This window comes from Microbacterium sp. LWH11-1.2 (assembly GCF_038397745.1).
In the GTDB taxonomy this organism is placed as follows: domain Bacteria; phylum Actinomycetota; class Actinomycetes; order Actinomycetales; family Microbacteriaceae; genus Microbacterium.
In genome coordinates, this window is the sequence record NZ_CP151636.1 from 1304738 (window position 1) to 1318630 (window position 13893).

The window sequence follows — 13893 nt, forward strand, 5'->3', positions numbered from 1 at the left end:
AGTCTAGAAGGGCGTCCTGGGACGACGCCGAGCGTCGGCGACTCCGGGCGGATGCCGGGACGTAGCATGGGTGGGCGCCCCGTGTCCGTCCGCTGCCCCTGTGAGAACCGTGTCCCTTCCCGCCCTGTCCGAGGAGCAGCAAGAGCTGTTCCGGCTCATCGAGGACACCGGCGAGCACGTCTTCATCACCGGCCGCGCCGGCACCGGGAAGTCGACGCTCCTGCAGCACTTCGCCTGGAACACGAAGAAGCAGATCGCGATCTGCGCCCCGACCGGCGTCGCCGCGCTGAACGTGGAGGGGCAGACGATCCACTCCCTCTTCCGCCTGCCGATCGGGCTCATCGGCGACGCCGACATCGACCAGAACGATGCCACGCGCCGCATCCTCAACGCCATCGAGACCCTGGTGATCGATGAGATCTCGATGGTCAACGCCGATCTGATGGATGCGATCGACCGTTCGCTGCGTCAGGCGCGGGGTCGGCGCGGCGAGCCCTTCGGCGGCGTGCAGGTGGTGATGTTCGGCGACCCGTACCAGCTGGCTCCGGTGCCGCCCCGCGGTGACGAGGCCCGCTACGTGCAGGATCACTACCGTTCGTTCTGGTTCTTCGACGCGAAGGTCTGGGCGGGGCCGTGGACCGCTTCGGGCACGCGGGCCGAGGCGCACGGCTACGGTTCGTCGGACCAGGCCGGCCTGTTCGAGGTCGACACCAGAGCCGAGCTGCACGTGCGCGAGCTGGTGCAGATCCATCGGCAGTCCGATGACGGATTCAAGGCGATGCTCAACGCGGTGCGGTACGGGCGGGTGACGGCCGAGATCGCCGGAGTGCTCAACGCCCAGGGGGCCCGCACACCGCCGGATCCCGAGCCCGGCGAGGTGCCGATGATCACGCTCGCGACCCGCAACGACATCGTGAACAAGATCAACAGTCAGCACCTGAACGCCCTGCCCGGGAAGGAGCAGACGGCGCGCGCCGAGGTCAGCGGCGACTTCGGCCGGGGCGAGGCCTCGCTGCCGGCGGAGTCGGAGCTGAAGCTCAAGGTCGGCGCGCAGGTGATGTTCCTCCGCAACGACACGGCGATGTCCGGCGAGCCCCCGCGGTGGGTGAACGGCACGATCGGCACGGTGATCCGCATCCTCGGCGGTGCCGTGCGCGTCGACATCGACGGCGAGGAGGTCGACGTCGAGCCCGCGGTCTGGGAGCGATTCCGCTACGCGTACGACCAGAGCACCAAGAAGCTGTCCCGCGACGTGGTGGCCGAGTTCACGCAGTTCCCGCTGCGCCTCGCGTGGGCCGTCACGATCCACAAGTCGCAGGGGAAGACCTACGAGCGCGCGATCATCGACCTGGGTTCCGGGGCGTTCGCACCCGGCCAGACCTATGTCGCGCTCAGTCGTCTGACGTCGCTGGACGGCCTGTACCTTTCGCGGGCGCTGCGCCCCACCGACATCCGGGTCGACGAGGACGTGCGGCGGTTCATGCGCGAGGCATGGCTCGCGAAGTCGACGCCGGAGCTGCCGACGGCCTGACCTCAGGCGGCGACGCGCGCGCGGTCGAGGTCTTCGAACAGCTCGGTGTTGAAGCGGTAGGCGAGCAGGACCTCGTCGATCACGCGCTCCCGCTCGGCGTCATCCCAGGGGGCGGCATCGAGCTGCTCGCGGTAGACGTCCTTGAAGGCAGCCGGGTCGGCGATGTCGTCGAACAGGTAGAAGCCGATGCCGTTCGTCTCGAACCCGAAGCGCCGCGCCATCACGCGGCCGATGAAGATGCCGCCGGAGAGATCGCCGAGGTAGCGCGTGTAGTGGTGGGCGACGAATCCGCCGGCCCAGGTCGCGCCGACCTGACGGATGCGCTCGACGTAGCGCTCGGTGGTGGGAAGCGGCGTGATGCGCTCGCGCCAGTCGGCCCCGAGCAGGAACTCGAGATCGGCCTCGAGCGCGGGCAGGCGGGTCAGCTTGTCGCTGAGGAAGACGGATGCCACGGGGTCCTGCCGCATCCGCTCGCCGGCGCCCTCGAGCGCCTCGTAGATGAAGTAGTGCTGCGAGACCAGCGAGATGTAGTCCTCGCGCGAGCCCTCGCCCTTCAGCAGGTCGGACATGAAGCCGGCGCCCTCGCTGCGGGAATGCGACCCGGAGGATCGTTCGCGCAAGGCGGCGGAGAAGGAGAGGATCTCGGACATGGGATCAGTGTAAGGCTTACCTAACCTCCTGTGGAAGTCAGATATGCGGCATCAGGCGTGCGGACGCGGCTCGACCCCGAGGCGTGCGCACGCGGCGTCGTAGAGTGCGACGACCTCGCGGCGCACGGCGGGCCGGTCATCGATCGGGCCGCCCGGCCACGGCACGCGGAGCTCGGACACCGCGGCGTCACGGGTGATCTCCCACACCCCGCCGTCTCCGTCGAAGCCGACCATCACGGCATCCGTGATCGTCGCATCGGCCGGTTCGGCGAACGCGCGGGCGATGAGGAGATTGTCGTCGGTGTGGTCTCCGTTCATGTGTCGGAGGACGGCGGAGATCACATCGGCATCGAAGGCATGGGGCACATTCACACCTTAGGACGCCCGCCGGAGGGGCCGCCGGTGCAGAATTTCAGCATCCGCGTTCTAGACTCGGGAGACACGTCTTCGGGGGTACTTTCCATGCAGCATCTCTCGTCGCGCCGGTGGCGCGCCGTCGCGGCCACTGCGGCCGTGCTCGGTCTTGTCCTCACCGGCTGTTCCTCCGGTGAGACCTTCACCTACACGCCACCCGCGCAGGTCGACGGCGCACTGCCCGACGACACGGTCGCCGCGATGCAGGAAGCGGTCGACAGCGCGATCGCGGCCTCGGGCGCCTCCGGCGCCATCGTCGGGGTGTGGGCGCCCTGGAGCGGCAGCTGGGTCACGGCGAGCGGCACGCAGGAGCGCAGCGGTGAGACGCCGCTCGATACCGAGATGTCCTTCCGCATCGCCGACGTGACGCGGCTGATGACCTGCGACGTGCTCTACGCCCTCGCCGACGAGGGGACGGTCAAGCTCGACGCGAAGGTCCCGAAGTATGTGTCGGGCGTCGCCGACATGCAGGACATCACCCTGCTCGACCTCTGCAACGGCACCAGCGGCGCCGGATCGTCCGAGGCCACCGTGAAGAACGCCTGGCTGAACACCCCCGACCGCGTCTGGGCTCCCCTGGAGCTCGCCGGGTTCGGGCTGGGGCGTCCGCGAGTCGCTGCGCACACCACCTACCGCGACTCGGACTCGGGCTACCTGCTGCTCGGCCTGGCGCTCGAACGCGCCTCGGGCATGACGGCATCCGAGCTGATCGCCGAGTACGTCACCGAGCCCCTCGGCCTCCCGAACACGTCGCTTCCCGGCCCCACCGCCGCTCCGCCGTCCGCGGGGCCGTCGATGAACGGGCACTTCATCAACGTCGTCGAAGGCGGATACGGCTGCGCCGCACCGGTCGACATCACCGAGCTCTCGTCGAGCTCGGGCTTCACCGACTCCGGTGTCGTCTCGACGATCACCGACCTCGGCCGCTACGCACAGGCGGAAGCGGCTCAGGTGCTCCGCACGAAGGACAAGCCGGCGCGCTTCGGTGCACCGCTCCCGGTCGCTGCCGACGCCCCCTCCTGGTACCAGGCGACGGGGGGTGCCTATCTCGTCGGCTCGCTGGTCGGCCAGCACGGCTGGACCCCGGGTTACGCGACGGCGGCGTACTCCGACCCGGCGACCGGCTTCACGGTGGCGGTCGTGCTCAACGACTCCACGGCGGGCCCGCTCTTCGCGCAGTACCTCTCGTGGGAGCTCGCGGCGATCGCGTCCAAGGCGCCGGCGGCCTCCGGGGAGACCGCTCCGGAGTTCGGCCTGCCGTTCACGGCCGGTCAGTACCACCAGGCCATCATCGACGCCGCGCTCGTCTGCGTCGACCCGCCCGTGGAGTGATCCGCGGCGCATCCGGCAGAGCGAGCGAGGGGCGGCGACGATGGCGATCATCGACAACGCGATCTATGTGAACGGCGTCCGCACCGAGAATCCGCAGAGCCTCAGCGAGACGTTCGAGCGCATGCGCGAGCGCGGCGGGATGAGCTGGATCGGACTGTACCGTCCCAGCGAGGAGGAGATCCGCGAGGTCGCCGACGAGTTCGGCATCCATGCCCTCGTGGTCGAGGACGCGCTCGCGGGCCATCAGCGCTCGAAGCTGGAGCGCTACGGTGACGTGCTGTTCATGGTGCTGCGACCGGCGCGCTATCTCGATGCCTCGGAGGAGGTCGAGTTCGGCGAGGTGCACGTGCTCGTCGGCCCTGATTTCGTGGTGACCATCCGGCACGCCGAGTCGCCCGATCTCGGGAGGGTGCGCAGGCGCCTGGAGAGCGATCCGACGCTACTCGGCCACGGGCCCGAGGCGGTGCTCTACGCCATCCTCGACGAGGTCGTCGACGAGTACACGCCGGTGCTGGCGGGGCTCGAGAACGACATCGACGAGATCGAGAGTCAGCTGTTCGAGGAGGATGTCGACGCGACCCAGCGCATCTACGACCTCGGCAGGGAGGTCATCGACTTCCAGCGTGCGACGCAGCCGCTGTCGGGGATGCTGGAGGCGCTGCTGCGCGGATCCGACAAGTACCGGGTGAGCGAGGAGCTCCAGAAGTACCTGCGTGACGTCCTCGACCACACGCTGCGCGTCACGGATCGCGCGACCACGTTCCGCACGGTGCTGGACAACGCGCTCACGGTCGAGTCGACCATCGTCGCACGCCGGCAGAACGAGGAGATGCGGCGGATGACCGAGCTGAGCATCCGTCAGAACGACGAGGTCAAGAAGATCTCCGGATGGGCAGCGATCCTGTTCGCGCCGACGCTGGTCGGCACGATCTACGGCATGAACTTCGACCACATTCCCGAGCTGCACTGGGTGCTCGGCTATCCGATGGCGATCGGCCTGATGCTCGCCATGGGGATCGGGCTGTACGCGGCCTTCAAGCGCAAGGGGTGGCTCTAGCCGCGCAGGAGCACCGTCGTCTGCGCCAGCACACTGCGGAGTGCTCGCGCGGCGGCCTCGGCATCGGCCGCGTCGATGCCCGCCCAGATCGGCTCGGTCAGGGCTCTGATCTCGCGGCCGATCTCGTCGACCAGGTCCGCTCCGGCGACGCTGAGCGCGTCGTCGACGATCAGGCCGCGCCTCTCGAGGCCCGACAGGAGGTCGGCCGCGTCCGCGAACTGCCCTCTGTCCCTGATCGTCTCGGCAAGAGCGTCAGGTCCGTCGAACTGCGAGGTGAGGCGCAGGGCGACCCACTCGCGCTCGGAGAGCTGCCGGTCGACCAGCACCGTTCGCAGGAGGGCGTTCAGGGCCTTCTCCGTCTGTCCGATGAGCTGTGAGCCGAAAGGAAGCATGATTCCTCCTAATAGTTGGTGACGCCAACGATATCAGATCGTAGGTGGGGCCAACGAGTAGGGTGGTGGCATGGGACGTCTCGACGGTCGGGCGACGTGGCAGGTGAGCCGCGCGCACCTTCGTGCACACTCCCTTCTGCAGGAGCTGTTCGCCGATGCGGGAGCGCGCGCGTATCACTACCGCCTGCTCGCAGCGCTCGAAGAGGCAGGCGCCGTGAGCCAAGCCGAGCTCGGGCGCGTGACCGGTCTCGATCGCAGCGATGTCTCGGTCGCGTTGAGTGCGCTGGAAGAGGGCGCGCTCATCGTGCGCGCCGCGCACCCCACCGACCGGCGCCGGAATCTCGTCTCCCTCACCGCGCGAGGGCGCGACGAGCTCGCGCGGCTCGACGCCGTCGTCGAACGGGCGCAGGCCCTGTTCCTGGCGCCACTGGCCGAGGAGGAGCGCGACGCGTTCCTCGACATGATCACCCGTCTCGGGCGTGAGCCCGGTACCGGGGTCTGAGCGCGAGGACTGGCGGGATCCCTCCCTTCGTTGACCGTTCCGCGTCTTGCCGGATGCGGCGGGCGGACCGAGGCTGAACGGATGACCGCATCCTCCGACACCGCCCTTCTCGTCATCGACGCCCAGGAGTCCTTCCGCCAGAGAGCCGACGATTGGGCGGCCACCGCGAACCCGGCGGTGCTCGACAACATCGCCCACCTCGTCGAGCACGCCAGGACCGTCGGCGACCCGGTCGTGTGGATCACCCACTCCGAACCAGGGACCGGGGGAGTCTTCGATCCCGCGCTCGGGTTCGTGCGCGTGATCTCGGAGCTCGGCCCGAGACACGAGGAGGCAGCGGTCACGAAGACCACGATCAATGCCTTCACGTCGACCGATCTCCAGGAGCGGCTCGAGGGCACCGGCATCCGTCGGGTCGTGATCTGCGGCATCCGCACCGAGCAGTGCTGCGAGACGACGGCGCGCGTGGCCGCCGACCTCGGATTCGACGTCGAGTTCGTCACCGACGCGACGACGACCTCGGCCATCCCGAGCCGGGGTGCGCTCGCCGCAGTGTCGGGCGACGACATCATGCGCCGCACCGAGAGCATCCTCTCGGCCCGCGGATTCGCCACGATCACCGACACGAAGACGAGGATCGGAGCGAGCCCCGTCGCCTGAGCGGAGCGGCTCAGTCCCCCTCGTCGCCGGTCTCGACGCCCGGTCCGGGACCAGGTCGTACCGGGGCATCCGGGGCGATGTCGATCCGGGTGTTCCCGTCGTGCTCGCTCACCTCGATGCGCGGCGCAGCATCGGCCTCGGTGGCATCGGGCGCCGCGGTCAGCTGGTCGTGGCGCTTCTCCTCGAACGTCTCGTCGTCTGCGGATGGGTGATCAGGCGTGCTCATGGCTCTCCTCGGTCGTCATCGTCGAAAGCTATGTTCCGACCGTGCCCCGCGGCGATGGGGTTGACAGCGGGGGTCCGGATGCGCACTCAGGATTCTCACAGAAACACCGCGCGGCGCGGTCATCCGTTCGCCCGGCACCGATATATTGTCGTCGCACGAAGGACGGTCCGCCGGCCTCCGGCAGGGGCGATCGAGGGGATCGCTTCACGACCTGACACAAGAAACGGGTTCTCTCATGACCGGTACCGCACGGAAGGCGCTCGCCGAAGGGCTCGCGACCTTCCTCTTCGTCCTCGCCATCATCGCCGCGGTGAACAGCGAAAGCCCGCTGACGCCGCTCGCGATCGGCTTCACCCTCATGGTCCTCGTCTACTCGACGGGCCACATCTCGGGCGCGCACCTGAACCCGGCCGTCTCGGTCGGTGTCTTCCTGCGCGGCGGCCTGAGCGTCGTGGACTTCATCGCCTACCTCATCGCTCAGTTCATCGGCGGCGCGCTGGCCGCACTGGCCAGCCTCGCGGTCTGGCCCGCGGGCGGAAAGGCCGTGGTCATCGAGATCGGCCCCGCCTTCCTCGTCGAGGCGCTGTTCACGCTGATCCTCGTCTGGGTGGTCCTCAACACCGCCACCGCGAAGGGCACCGAGGGTAACTCCTTCTACGGCCTCGCGATCGGTGCCACGGTGTTCGTCGGTGCCGCGACCGTCGGCTCGATCTCGGGCGGCGGCTTCAACCCGGCCGTGGCCCTCGGTCTCTCGGTGGGCGGCTACTTCGCCTGGAGCTCGCTGTGGCTCTACATCGTCGCCCCGGTCGTCGGCGCCGTGATCGCCGCGATCCTGTTCCGCGTGCTCAACGCGGACGACGCCAAGAAGATCGCCGGCGAGTAACCCGCTGCCACGAAGCGCCGCGTCCTCTGCGAGGGCGCGGCGCTTCTGCGTGCGGGCCTCTCCGTCGAGCGATGTCCGCCACGCGGGGGATGCGGGCACCGACGCGGCGACGTACCGTGAAGCCATGCTGATCGTCGAGGAGCTCCATCTGCTGCTCACCCGGCCTGACGGCCGAGTCGAGAGCGCAGCGAGCGTGCACCGTCTGTTCGGCGCGATCGCCGCCGTCATCGTCGATCTCTCCCTCCACGACCGCGTCGTGGTGACGGAGGAGAAGAACCCGGCCGTGCAGGTCGTCTCCGCCGATCCGATCGGCGACCCGGTCCTCGACACGGCGCTCGCGCGCCTCGCTCCCCTGAGCGGCAAGCGCCTGCAGTCGCTCCTCATGCGCTCGAGGCTCGATCCGCTGGACCAGGTCGTCGAATCGCTCGTCGCACAGGGCGTTCTCGTGCGTGGAGAGCGGGGCTTCTTCGGGTGGGGCTCGCTGCGCACACCCGAGTCGGATCCCGGACCGGAGATGCTGATCCGCTCCCGCCTCGCGGCCGTGCTGTCGGGATCGGCCGCGCCCACCCTGGCCGACGTGACGATCCTCGCCATCCTGCAGGGGATGAACGCGGCGCATCCGATCCTCAAGAACGAGGCGGCCGGGGCATCGGCGGGTCAGCTCAAGAAGCGGATCGAGCAGCTGGTCGCGGGCTCGGCGGCCGGTGATGCCGTCACGAAGGCCGTGAACACGGCGATCGCCGCGGCGCTGATGGCCGCGATGACACCGGTCATCGTGGCGACCACGACCGGCTGATCACCGCGGCGTCAGGACGCCACGGCGGCGGCCGTCGCGTGCCGGTCGGACTCCGCGGGGACGCGAGTGCGCGCGGCGGCGATCAGCATGACCACCAGCGCGACCGCGGTGATGATCGCGCCCAGCCAGATCGGCGAGGTGTATCCGAGGCCGGCGGAGATGCCCACGCCCCCTGCCCAGGCTCCGAGGGCGTTGCCGACGTTGAACGCGCCGATGTTGGCGCCGGAGGCGAGCGTGGGCGCGCCGCCCGCGTATTGCATCACCCTGCTCTGCAGGCCGGGCACGGTGCCGAATCCGAATCCGCCCATCAGGAAGAGCGCGACGATCGTCGCGATCCCGGACGATGCGAAGAGCGCGAACAGAGCGAGCACCGCGACCAGCGCGGCGATGAAGACGATCAGGGTGCGGTCGATGGCGCGGTCGGCGAGACGGCCGCCGAGCCAGTTGCCGAGCACGAGTCCGCCGCCGAACAGCACCAGCAGCCACGGCACGGCCGAGGACGCGAAGCCGCTGACTTCCGTGAGCGTGTACGCGATGTACGTGAACGCCCCGAACATCCCGCCGAAGGCGAGGATCGTGACGGTCAGCGAGAACCACACCTGGCCGGATCGGAAAGCTCGCAGCTCCTGGCGGAGGCTGATGCTCTGGTCGGGCCGCGGGAGGGCAGGCACGAGTGCGGCGATGCCGATGAAGGCCAGCACGCCGATCGCGGAGATCGTCCAGAACGTCGAGCGCCAACCGAACTCCTGGCCGAGGAACGTGCCGAACGGCACGCCGAAGACGTTCGCGGCGGTGAGGCCCGTGAACATGATCGCGATGGCTCCGGCCTTCTTCTCCGGGGCGACCAGGCCCGCCGCGACGACGGAGCCGATGCCGAAGAACGCTCCGTGGCAGAGGGCGGCGATGATCCGGCCGATCATGGCGGTGCCGTAGTCGGGAGCGAGAGCCGTGAGCGCGTTGCCCAGGATGAAGAGCACGAGGAGGCCGAGCAGCACGGGCTTGCGGGGCAGGCGCGTCGTCGCGGCGGTCAGCAGCAGGGCGCCGACGACGACGGCCAGCGCGTACCCGGAGATGAGCCAGCCGGCCGCGGATTCGGTGACGCCGTATTCGGTCGCGACCTCCGGCAGCAAGCCCATGATGACGAACTCGGTGAGTCCGATGCCGAACGCCCCGATGGCGAGGGCGATCAGTCCTACTGGCATGACGATTCTCCTGATAAAGTAATTTGATTGCAGACGCCGGATATTGCGCGTCGAAACACAATGCTTGCACACGCAACTATAAAGCGCAAGCAACTATCTGAGGAGTGCGGATGGGAATCGCAGACGACGCCGTCGAAGTGCGCGCCCAGGGGTGGCGGACGCTGGCTGCGCTGCACGGCCTGATCGAAGCAGAACTCGAGCGCGCCCTCGCCGACGCGGTCGGCCTGTCGGTCGTGGAGTACACCGTGCTCGACGCGCTCGAGCGTCAGGACGGCTGGCACATGCGCATGCAGCAGCTGGCCAGGGCGACCGCCCTGAGCCCCAGTGCCACGACGCGGCTCGTGAACCGTCTCGAGGACCGCGCGCTGCTCACGCGTGTGCTGTGCGCCGACGACCGTCGTGGCATCTACACCGAGCTGACGGCATCCGGTCGGGAGCTCTACGAGCGTGCCCACCCGATCCACGACGCCACGCTCCGCCGCGCTCTGGACGATGCGGCTGCTCAGCCGGAGCTCGCTCCCGTGGTCGAGGCTCTGAACGGCGTCGCGCTCCCCGCGCTCGTCACCCGCTGAGGCGCCGCGAACTCACCGGTCGGGGTGATCCCGACGCTCGGCGTCAGGGAGATCACGATCTTGCCGGAGGCGTGTCCGGCGATCGATCGCGCATACGCGAGACGCACGTCTTCGAGCGGATGCACCGAGTCGATCGGCAGCTCGACGCTGCCGTCGGCGATCAGCCGAGCGACCATCGTGAGCTCCCGCGCGCCGGCCTTCGCCCCGCCGATGCCGCGGACCGGATGCCGAGAGCGCGCCTCGTAGTCGGCCACGGTGTTGATGCGATCCGCGGGCACACCCATGGCCAGAGCGAGGTCGACCGTGCCGTGACCGACGGTGTCGAGCACCGCAGTGATCCCGCCGGGCGCCGCCGCCCGCACCGCGTCGGCGAGGTCGTCGCCGTAGGCGAGCGGATGGACGCCGAGGCGCCGCAGCAGCGCGTGGTTGCGCGGACCGGCCGTCCCGATGACCCGGGCACCCCGAAGGACGCAGAGCTGCGCCGTGAGGATGCCGACGCCACCGGCTGCGCCGCTCACCAGGACCACGTCGCCCGCGCCGATCCGCTGGGATCCGACGCTCGCCACGGCCGTGCGGCCGACGACGTTGAGCGCTCCCGCGACGACGAGCGGGAGCCCCTCCGGCAGGCGGACGAGCAGCGCGGGGTCGATCACGAGGTGGTCGGCCTGCGCGTGGTACCGGAGCCCGCCGAACACCTCTTCGCCCGTGCGCCATCCGGTGACGTCGTCTCCGACAGCTTCGATGGTGCCCGAGAAGTCGTACCCGTTGCCGGATGGCAGGCTCCGCTCGTACGGATCGTGCATCGGCTCGCCGCTGAACAGCTTCCAGTCGACGGGGTTCACACCGGCCGCGGCCACCCGCACCAGAACCTCACCCGCGGCGGGACGGGGGACCGCCCGATGCTCGATCTCGAGCACCTCGGGGCCCCCGAACCGGTGGAACACGACGCGTCTCGACGCGGCATCCGTCGGTGCGAGGGTCATGGGGACAGCCTAGGAGGATCCCCTGCTCACCCGGCGCTGACGGCGAGCAGGAACCAGGCCGAGTGCGGGATCCACTGCTCCGCCCATCGCCAGGAGTCGGGGCCCTCGGCGGTGTCCGATGTCAGGAAGGCGATGCCCTGCTCGTCGTCGGGGTGGCTGGTGATGCCGTTCACGATGCCGCCGGGCAGGTTCGGGAAGTCCGGGGTGTACTCGACGTTGTTCCGGCCGCGCCCCTGGAGCATGCAGGCGTCGAAGGGGTTCCGGCCGAGCACCCAGTGCACCTGATCGGCGGCGAAGCGACGCAGTCGCGCCGCAAGATCGGCATCGCACTCCGGGAGATCTGCGACGATCGCGGCTGCGAACGAGAGCGAGGCGAGGTTCGCGTTCTCGCCCTGCCACCAGTAGCCGGTGTCGTTGTCGTGAGGGAAGAAGAACGCGTCCTTCGGCACACCACCGCGCGGCTGCACGCGCTGCCGGGGGTAGCCGAACGGATTGGCGACGGCGTCCGTCCGATCCAACAGATCCTTCGCGAGCTGCACGGCGAGGGCGCGCGCCCGCCCGACGTGGGCGCCGGCCGGCACGAGCGCCGCGTAGCGGAGCAGGGCGATCGCCGGGAATCCGGCCTCGACCGCCGAGAAGTACGGGCGTCCGTCGTGCCAGGCCTCGAACCATCCTGCCGCGCCGTCGGCTCCGGCGCGATAGCGCTCGATCAGCGAGAGGGCGCGGCGGTCCGCCGCGGCGGCGAATCGCGTGCGCTCATCGGGTCCGACAGCCGCCACGAGCTCGGATGCCGCGAGCAGCGCGCAGTGGTCGTCGACGATCGACTCCGCACTCTCGGTCAGCTCCCCGGTCTCGAGATCGAGCCCGAACAGGTAGTCGTCGTTGTGCATCTCGAGGTCGTCGAAGGCCCCGACGGCAGCGGCCAGGTATTCCGCAGACGTGAAGTCGCCGTGCGCGCTCTCCCGCGACGCCCGCGCCAGCGCGGCGATCGCGAGCCCGCCGCCGCCGCGGTACGACGCCCGGTACCGGTCGGTGCGCACGCATTCCGGCAGCGGCGCGTTGATCACCCGCTCGTCGAGCTGCTTGGTCAGGGCGTCGAAGATGCCGCTGTAGAACGCGCCTTCCGGGGTGCGGAAGCGCACCAGGAAGTCGGCGCCGAACAGGGCCTCGTCACGCAGCCGCGCTCCGAGTGCCCGATGGAACCGCGGATGCCGTGTCGCCAGCTGGTCGCGCGCCTCGAGGAACGCCCACGTGCACAGGGGGATCTGCTGCGGGCTCATGGTCGGCGAGTACGTCAGGTGGCTGAGGAACTTGCTCGTGTCGCCGCTCGCGTCGAGCCACCCGCCGCGGGCATCCACCGTGCAGCCGGAGTCGTCGCCGTACCGCAGGGCGGCGGCATCCTTCCGTTCGATCTCACCGCTGGAGCGCCCTGCCTTGAAGGCGAAGAGGATGTCGGAGAGCGTGCCGGCGGCGAGCCGCTCCTCGCCGATCGTGAACGGCTCCGACGAGACGGCCTCGTCATCGACCGCCGCCGCGAGGACGTAGCGTCCGGGTGTATCGACGGCGTCGAAGTCCACGCGCGAGTATGCGCCCGTCCGCCAGGCGTCCACCGCCGCCACCGGTGTCGCCTCCAGCCGGATGCGGGAGCCGTCGTCGAGGGACAGCAGCTCCACGTGCGGCGTCGACCCGAGCTCGGCGAGCTCGATGAGTGCGGACTTGGGTGCCCCGGTGTCGTAGCCGAGGTGATCGATGAGGATGCGCATGTCAGCCCTTGAGTGCTCCGGCGAGGACCGCGTTCTCCATCTTCTCGGCGAACACCGCGTAGACGAGGTAGGCGGGGATCAGGGTGATGAGGATGCCGGCGGCAAGAACACCGTACTGCGCGGCGTTCGCGATCGAGAGTGTGGGCAGCGCCACCTGCGCGGTGCGCAGCGTCGCCTCCGGCCCGATGATCACGAGCGAGAAGAAGTACTCGTTCCAGAAGGAGAGGAAGTTGAGGATCGCGACGACGGTGAGAGTCGGCACGGCGAGCGGGACGTAGACCGACCACAGCACCCGCAGGGGACCGGCGCCGTCGAGCACGGCCGACTCCTCGAGCTCGGCAGGCACCGCGCGCATCGCCTGCGTCAGCAGGATCACCGTCAACGGCATCGCCGACGCGGGGAGGAAGAGGATGAGGAACTCGCGGGTGTGGAACAGATGCATCGCGATCGACAGCAGCACGGTCGGCACGAGCGCCGCGAAACCGGGGATGAGGAATCCGAGCGCGAAGATCCGCTCCACCATCTGTCCGAGCGAGCCCTTCGCGCGCGCCAGCGCGAACGCCGCCGGCACTGCGAGGGCGAGCGTCAGGACCTCCGCACCGATCGTGATGTACGCCGAGTTCAGCAGGGCCGTGCCGAGCGACGCCTGCGAGAACGCCAGCCCGAAGTTGTCGAGCGTCAGCGGGGTGAAAGGCGAGAACGGCTGGTTGAAGATGTCGGTGTTGCGCTTGAACGCCGAGATCAGCAGGTAGTAGAGCGGAGCGGCGAGCAGGATCACGTACAGCCAGACGCCGGCGTGCGCGAAGTACTTCGAGGGACCGGTGCGGGCCAGAGCGCCGCCGCGCGTGCGACGACGCGGGGTGGAGCGAGGGGCGGATGCCGTGGTGCGGGAGGGAGCGGGGGCTTCGAGTGTGGTGGTCATGGCGTCGG

At 69.4% G+C, this 13893-nt stretch carries 16 protein-coding genes; 8 read left to right on the forward strand and 8 right to left on the reverse strand.

What is annotated here, in order from left to right; translation table 11 throughout:
- Positions 1–109: 109 nt before the first annotated feature.
- Positions 110–1531, forward strand: coding sequence for an AAA family ATPase (locus MRBLWH11_RS06195; protein WP_341947809.1), 1422 nt, complete (start codon positions 110–112; stop codon positions 1529–1531).
- Between the two features lie 2 nt (positions 1532–1533).
- Here MRBLWH11_RS06195 and MRBLWH11_RS06200 read toward each other — a convergent pair whose 3' ends face one another.
- Both MRBLWH11_RS06200 and MRBLWH11_RS06205 read right to left on the reverse strand, forming a co-directional pair.
- A complete protein-coding gene (locus MRBLWH11_RS06200) occupies positions 1534–2181 on the reverse strand; it encodes a biliverdin-producing heme oxygenase (protein WP_116633546.1) in 648 nt (215 codons plus the stop codon).
- 51 nt (positions 2182–2232) lie between these two features.
- A complete protein-coding gene (locus MRBLWH11_RS06205) occupies positions 2233–2547 on the reverse strand; it encodes a DUF2470 domain-containing protein (RefSeq protein WP_341947152.1) in 315 nt (104 codons plus the stop codon).
- 96 nt (positions 2548–2643) lie between these two features.
- Here MRBLWH11_RS06205 and MRBLWH11_RS06210 point away from each other — a divergent pair, with 96 nt between their 5' ends.
- Both MRBLWH11_RS06210 and corA read left to right on the forward strand, forming a co-directional pair.
- Complete coding sequence (locus tag MRBLWH11_RS06210; protein ID WP_341947153.1) at positions 2644–3927, forward strand: serine hydrolase domain-containing protein; 1284 nt, start codon at positions 2644–2646, stop codon at positions 3925–3927.
- A gap of 40 nt (positions 3928–3967) precedes the next feature.
- Positions 3968–4984: a magnesium/cobalt transporter CorA gene (gene corA, locus MRBLWH11_RS06215; protein WP_341947154.1), complete on the forward strand. Its 1017-nt coding sequence runs from the start codon at positions 3968–3970 to the stop codon at positions 4982–4984.
- Here the strand turns inward: corA and MRBLWH11_RS06220 are convergent.
- Positions 4981–5376: a hypothetical protein gene (locus tag MRBLWH11_RS06220; RefSeq protein WP_341947155.1), complete on the reverse strand. Its 396-nt coding sequence runs from the start codon at positions 5374–5376 to the stop codon at positions 4981–4983. The two genes, corA and MRBLWH11_RS06220, sit on opposite strands and share 4 nt — an antisense overlap.
- 70 nt (positions 5377–5446) lie before the next feature.
- Here MRBLWH11_RS06220 and MRBLWH11_RS06225 point away from each other — a divergent pair, with 70 nt between their 5' ends.
- On the forward strand, positions 5447–5878 hold the full coding sequence (locus tag MRBLWH11_RS06225; RefSeq protein ID WP_341947157.1) for a MarR family transcriptional regulator: 432 nt from the start codon (positions 5447–5449) through the stop codon (positions 5876–5878).
- An 81-nt stretch (positions 5879–5959) separates the two neighbouring features.
- Positions 5960–6538 (forward strand): isochorismatase family protein, encoded by a 579-nt coding sequence (locus MRBLWH11_RS06230; protein WP_341947158.1) that lies wholly within the window; start codon positions 5960–5962, stop codon positions 6536–6538.
- Between the two features lie 10 nt (positions 6539–6548).
- Here MRBLWH11_RS06230 and MRBLWH11_RS06235 read toward each other — a convergent pair whose 3' ends face one another.
- Entirely contained in the window at positions 6549–6764 is a 216-nt protein-coding gene (locus tag MRBLWH11_RS06235) for a multidrug transporter (protein WP_341947159.1), read from the reverse strand.
- A 235-nt stretch (positions 6765–6999) separates the two neighbouring features.
- On the opposite strand from MRBLWH11_RS06235, the gene MRBLWH11_RS06240 reads away from it, so the two are divergent.
- Positions 7000–7647 carry an aquaporin gene (locus tag MRBLWH11_RS06240; RefSeq protein ID WP_116633582.1) on the forward strand — a complete coding sequence of 216 codons (648 nt, stop codon included), beginning with the start codon at positions 7000–7002 and terminating at the stop codon, positions 7645–7647.
- Between the two features lie 124 nt (positions 7648–7771).
- Positions 7772–8443 (forward strand): GPP34 family phosphoprotein, encoded by a 672-nt coding sequence (locus MRBLWH11_RS06245; protein ID WP_341947160.1) that lies wholly within the window; start codon positions 7772–7774, stop codon positions 8441–8443.
- 11 nt (positions 8444–8454) lie between these two features.
- Here the strand turns inward: MRBLWH11_RS06245 and MRBLWH11_RS06250 are convergent, their stop codons facing one another.
- Positions 8455–9645 (reverse strand): MFS transporter, encoded by a 1191-nt coding sequence (locus MRBLWH11_RS06250; protein ID WP_341947161.1) that lies wholly within the window; start codon positions 9643–9645, stop codon positions 8455–8457.
- A gap of 110 nt (positions 9646–9755) precedes the next feature.
- Here MRBLWH11_RS06250 and MRBLWH11_RS06255 point away from each other — a divergent pair, with 110 nt between their 5' ends.
- Complete coding sequence (locus MRBLWH11_RS06255) at positions 9756–10217, forward strand: MarR family transcriptional regulator (protein WP_116633585.1); 462 nt, start codon at positions 9756–9758, stop codon at positions 10215–10217.
- Here MRBLWH11_RS06255 and MRBLWH11_RS06260 read toward each other — a convergent pair.
- The 3 genes from MRBLWH11_RS06260 to MRBLWH11_RS06270 are packed head-to-tail and all read right to left on the reverse strand — an operon-like array spanning position 10148 to position 13885.
- The gene (locus tag MRBLWH11_RS06260; protein ID WP_341947162.1) at positions 10148–11200 is read right to left on the reverse strand and encodes an NADP-dependent oxidoreductase; all 1053 of its coding nucleotides are present in this window, start codon (positions 11198–11200) and stop codon (positions 10148–10150) included. The two genes, MRBLWH11_RS06255 and MRBLWH11_RS06260, sit on opposite strands and share 70 nt — an antisense overlap.
- A 26-nt stretch (positions 11201–11226) precedes the next feature.
- On the reverse strand, positions 11227–12963 hold the full coding sequence (locus tag MRBLWH11_RS06265; protein WP_341947163.1) for a glycoside hydrolase family 9 protein: 1737 nt from the start codon (positions 12961–12963) through the stop codon (positions 11227–11229).
- Between the two features lies 1 nt (position 12964).
- Positions 12965–13885 carry a carbohydrate ABC transporter permease gene (locus MRBLWH11_RS06270; RefSeq protein ID WP_341947164.1) on the reverse strand — a complete coding sequence of 307 codons (921 nt, stop codon included), beginning with the start codon at positions 13883–13885 and terminating at the stop codon, positions 12965–12967.
- Between the last annotated feature and the right edge of the window lie 8 nt (positions 13886–13893).

Bases quoted from the DNA above. Each gene is read 5' to 3' on its own strand.
- MRBLWH11_RS06260 (WP_341947162.1), bottom strand. From the start codon at position 11,200: ATGACCCTCGCACCGACGGATGCCGCGTCGAGACGCGTCGTGTTCCAC.
- MRBLWH11_RS06265 (WP_341947163.1), bottom strand. From the start codon at position 12,963: ATGCGCATCCTCATCGATCACCTCGGCTACGACACCGGGGCACCCAAG.
- MRBLWH11_RS06200 (WP_116633546.1), bottom strand. From the start codon at position 2,181: ATGTCCGAGATCCTCTCCTTCTCCGCCGCCTTGCGCGAACGATCCTCC.
- MRBLWH11_RS06225 (WP_341947157.1), top strand. From the start codon at position 5,447: ATGGGACGTCTCGACGGTCGGGCGACGTGGCAGGTGAGCCGCGCGCAC.
- MRBLWH11_RS06245 (WP_341947160.1), top strand. From the start codon at position 7,772: ATGCTGATCGTCGAGGAGCTCCATCTGCTGCTCACCCGGCCTGACGGC.
- MRBLWH11_RS06255 (WP_116633585.1), top strand. From the start codon at position 9,756: ATGGGAATCGCAGACGACGCCGTCGAAGTGCGCGCCCAGGGGTGGCGG.
- MRBLWH11_RS06230 (WP_341947158.1), top strand. From the start codon at position 5,960: ATGACCGCATCCTCCGACACCGCCCTTCTCGTCATCGACGCCCAGGAG.
- MRBLWH11_RS06250 (WP_341947161.1), bottom strand. From the start codon at position 9,645: ATGCCAGTAGGACTGATCGCCCTCGCCATCGGGGCGTTCGGCATCGGA.
- MRBLWH11_RS06235 (WP_341947159.1), bottom strand. From the start codon at position 6,764: ATGAGCACGCCTGATCACCCATCCGCAGACGACGAGACGTTCGAGGAG.
- corA (WP_341947154.1), top strand. From the start codon at position 3,968: ATGGCGATCATCGACAACGCGATCTATGTGAACGGCGTCCGCACCGAG.
- MRBLWH11_RS06220 (WP_341947155.1), bottom strand. From the start codon at position 5,376: ATGCTTCCTTTCGGCTCACAGCTCATCGGACAGACGGAGAAGGCCCTG.
- MRBLWH11_RS06210 (WP_341947153.1), top strand. From the start codon at position 2,644: ATGCAGCATCTCTCGTCGCGCCGGTGGCGCGCCGTCGCGGCCACTGCG.
- MRBLWH11_RS06270 (WP_341947164.1), bottom strand. From the start codon at position 13,885: ATGACCACCACACTCGAAGCCCCCGCTCCCTCCCGCACCACGGCATCC.
- MRBLWH11_RS06240 (WP_116633582.1), top strand. From the start codon at position 7,000: ATGACCGGTACCGCACGGAAGGCGCTCGCCGAAGGGCTCGCGACCTTC.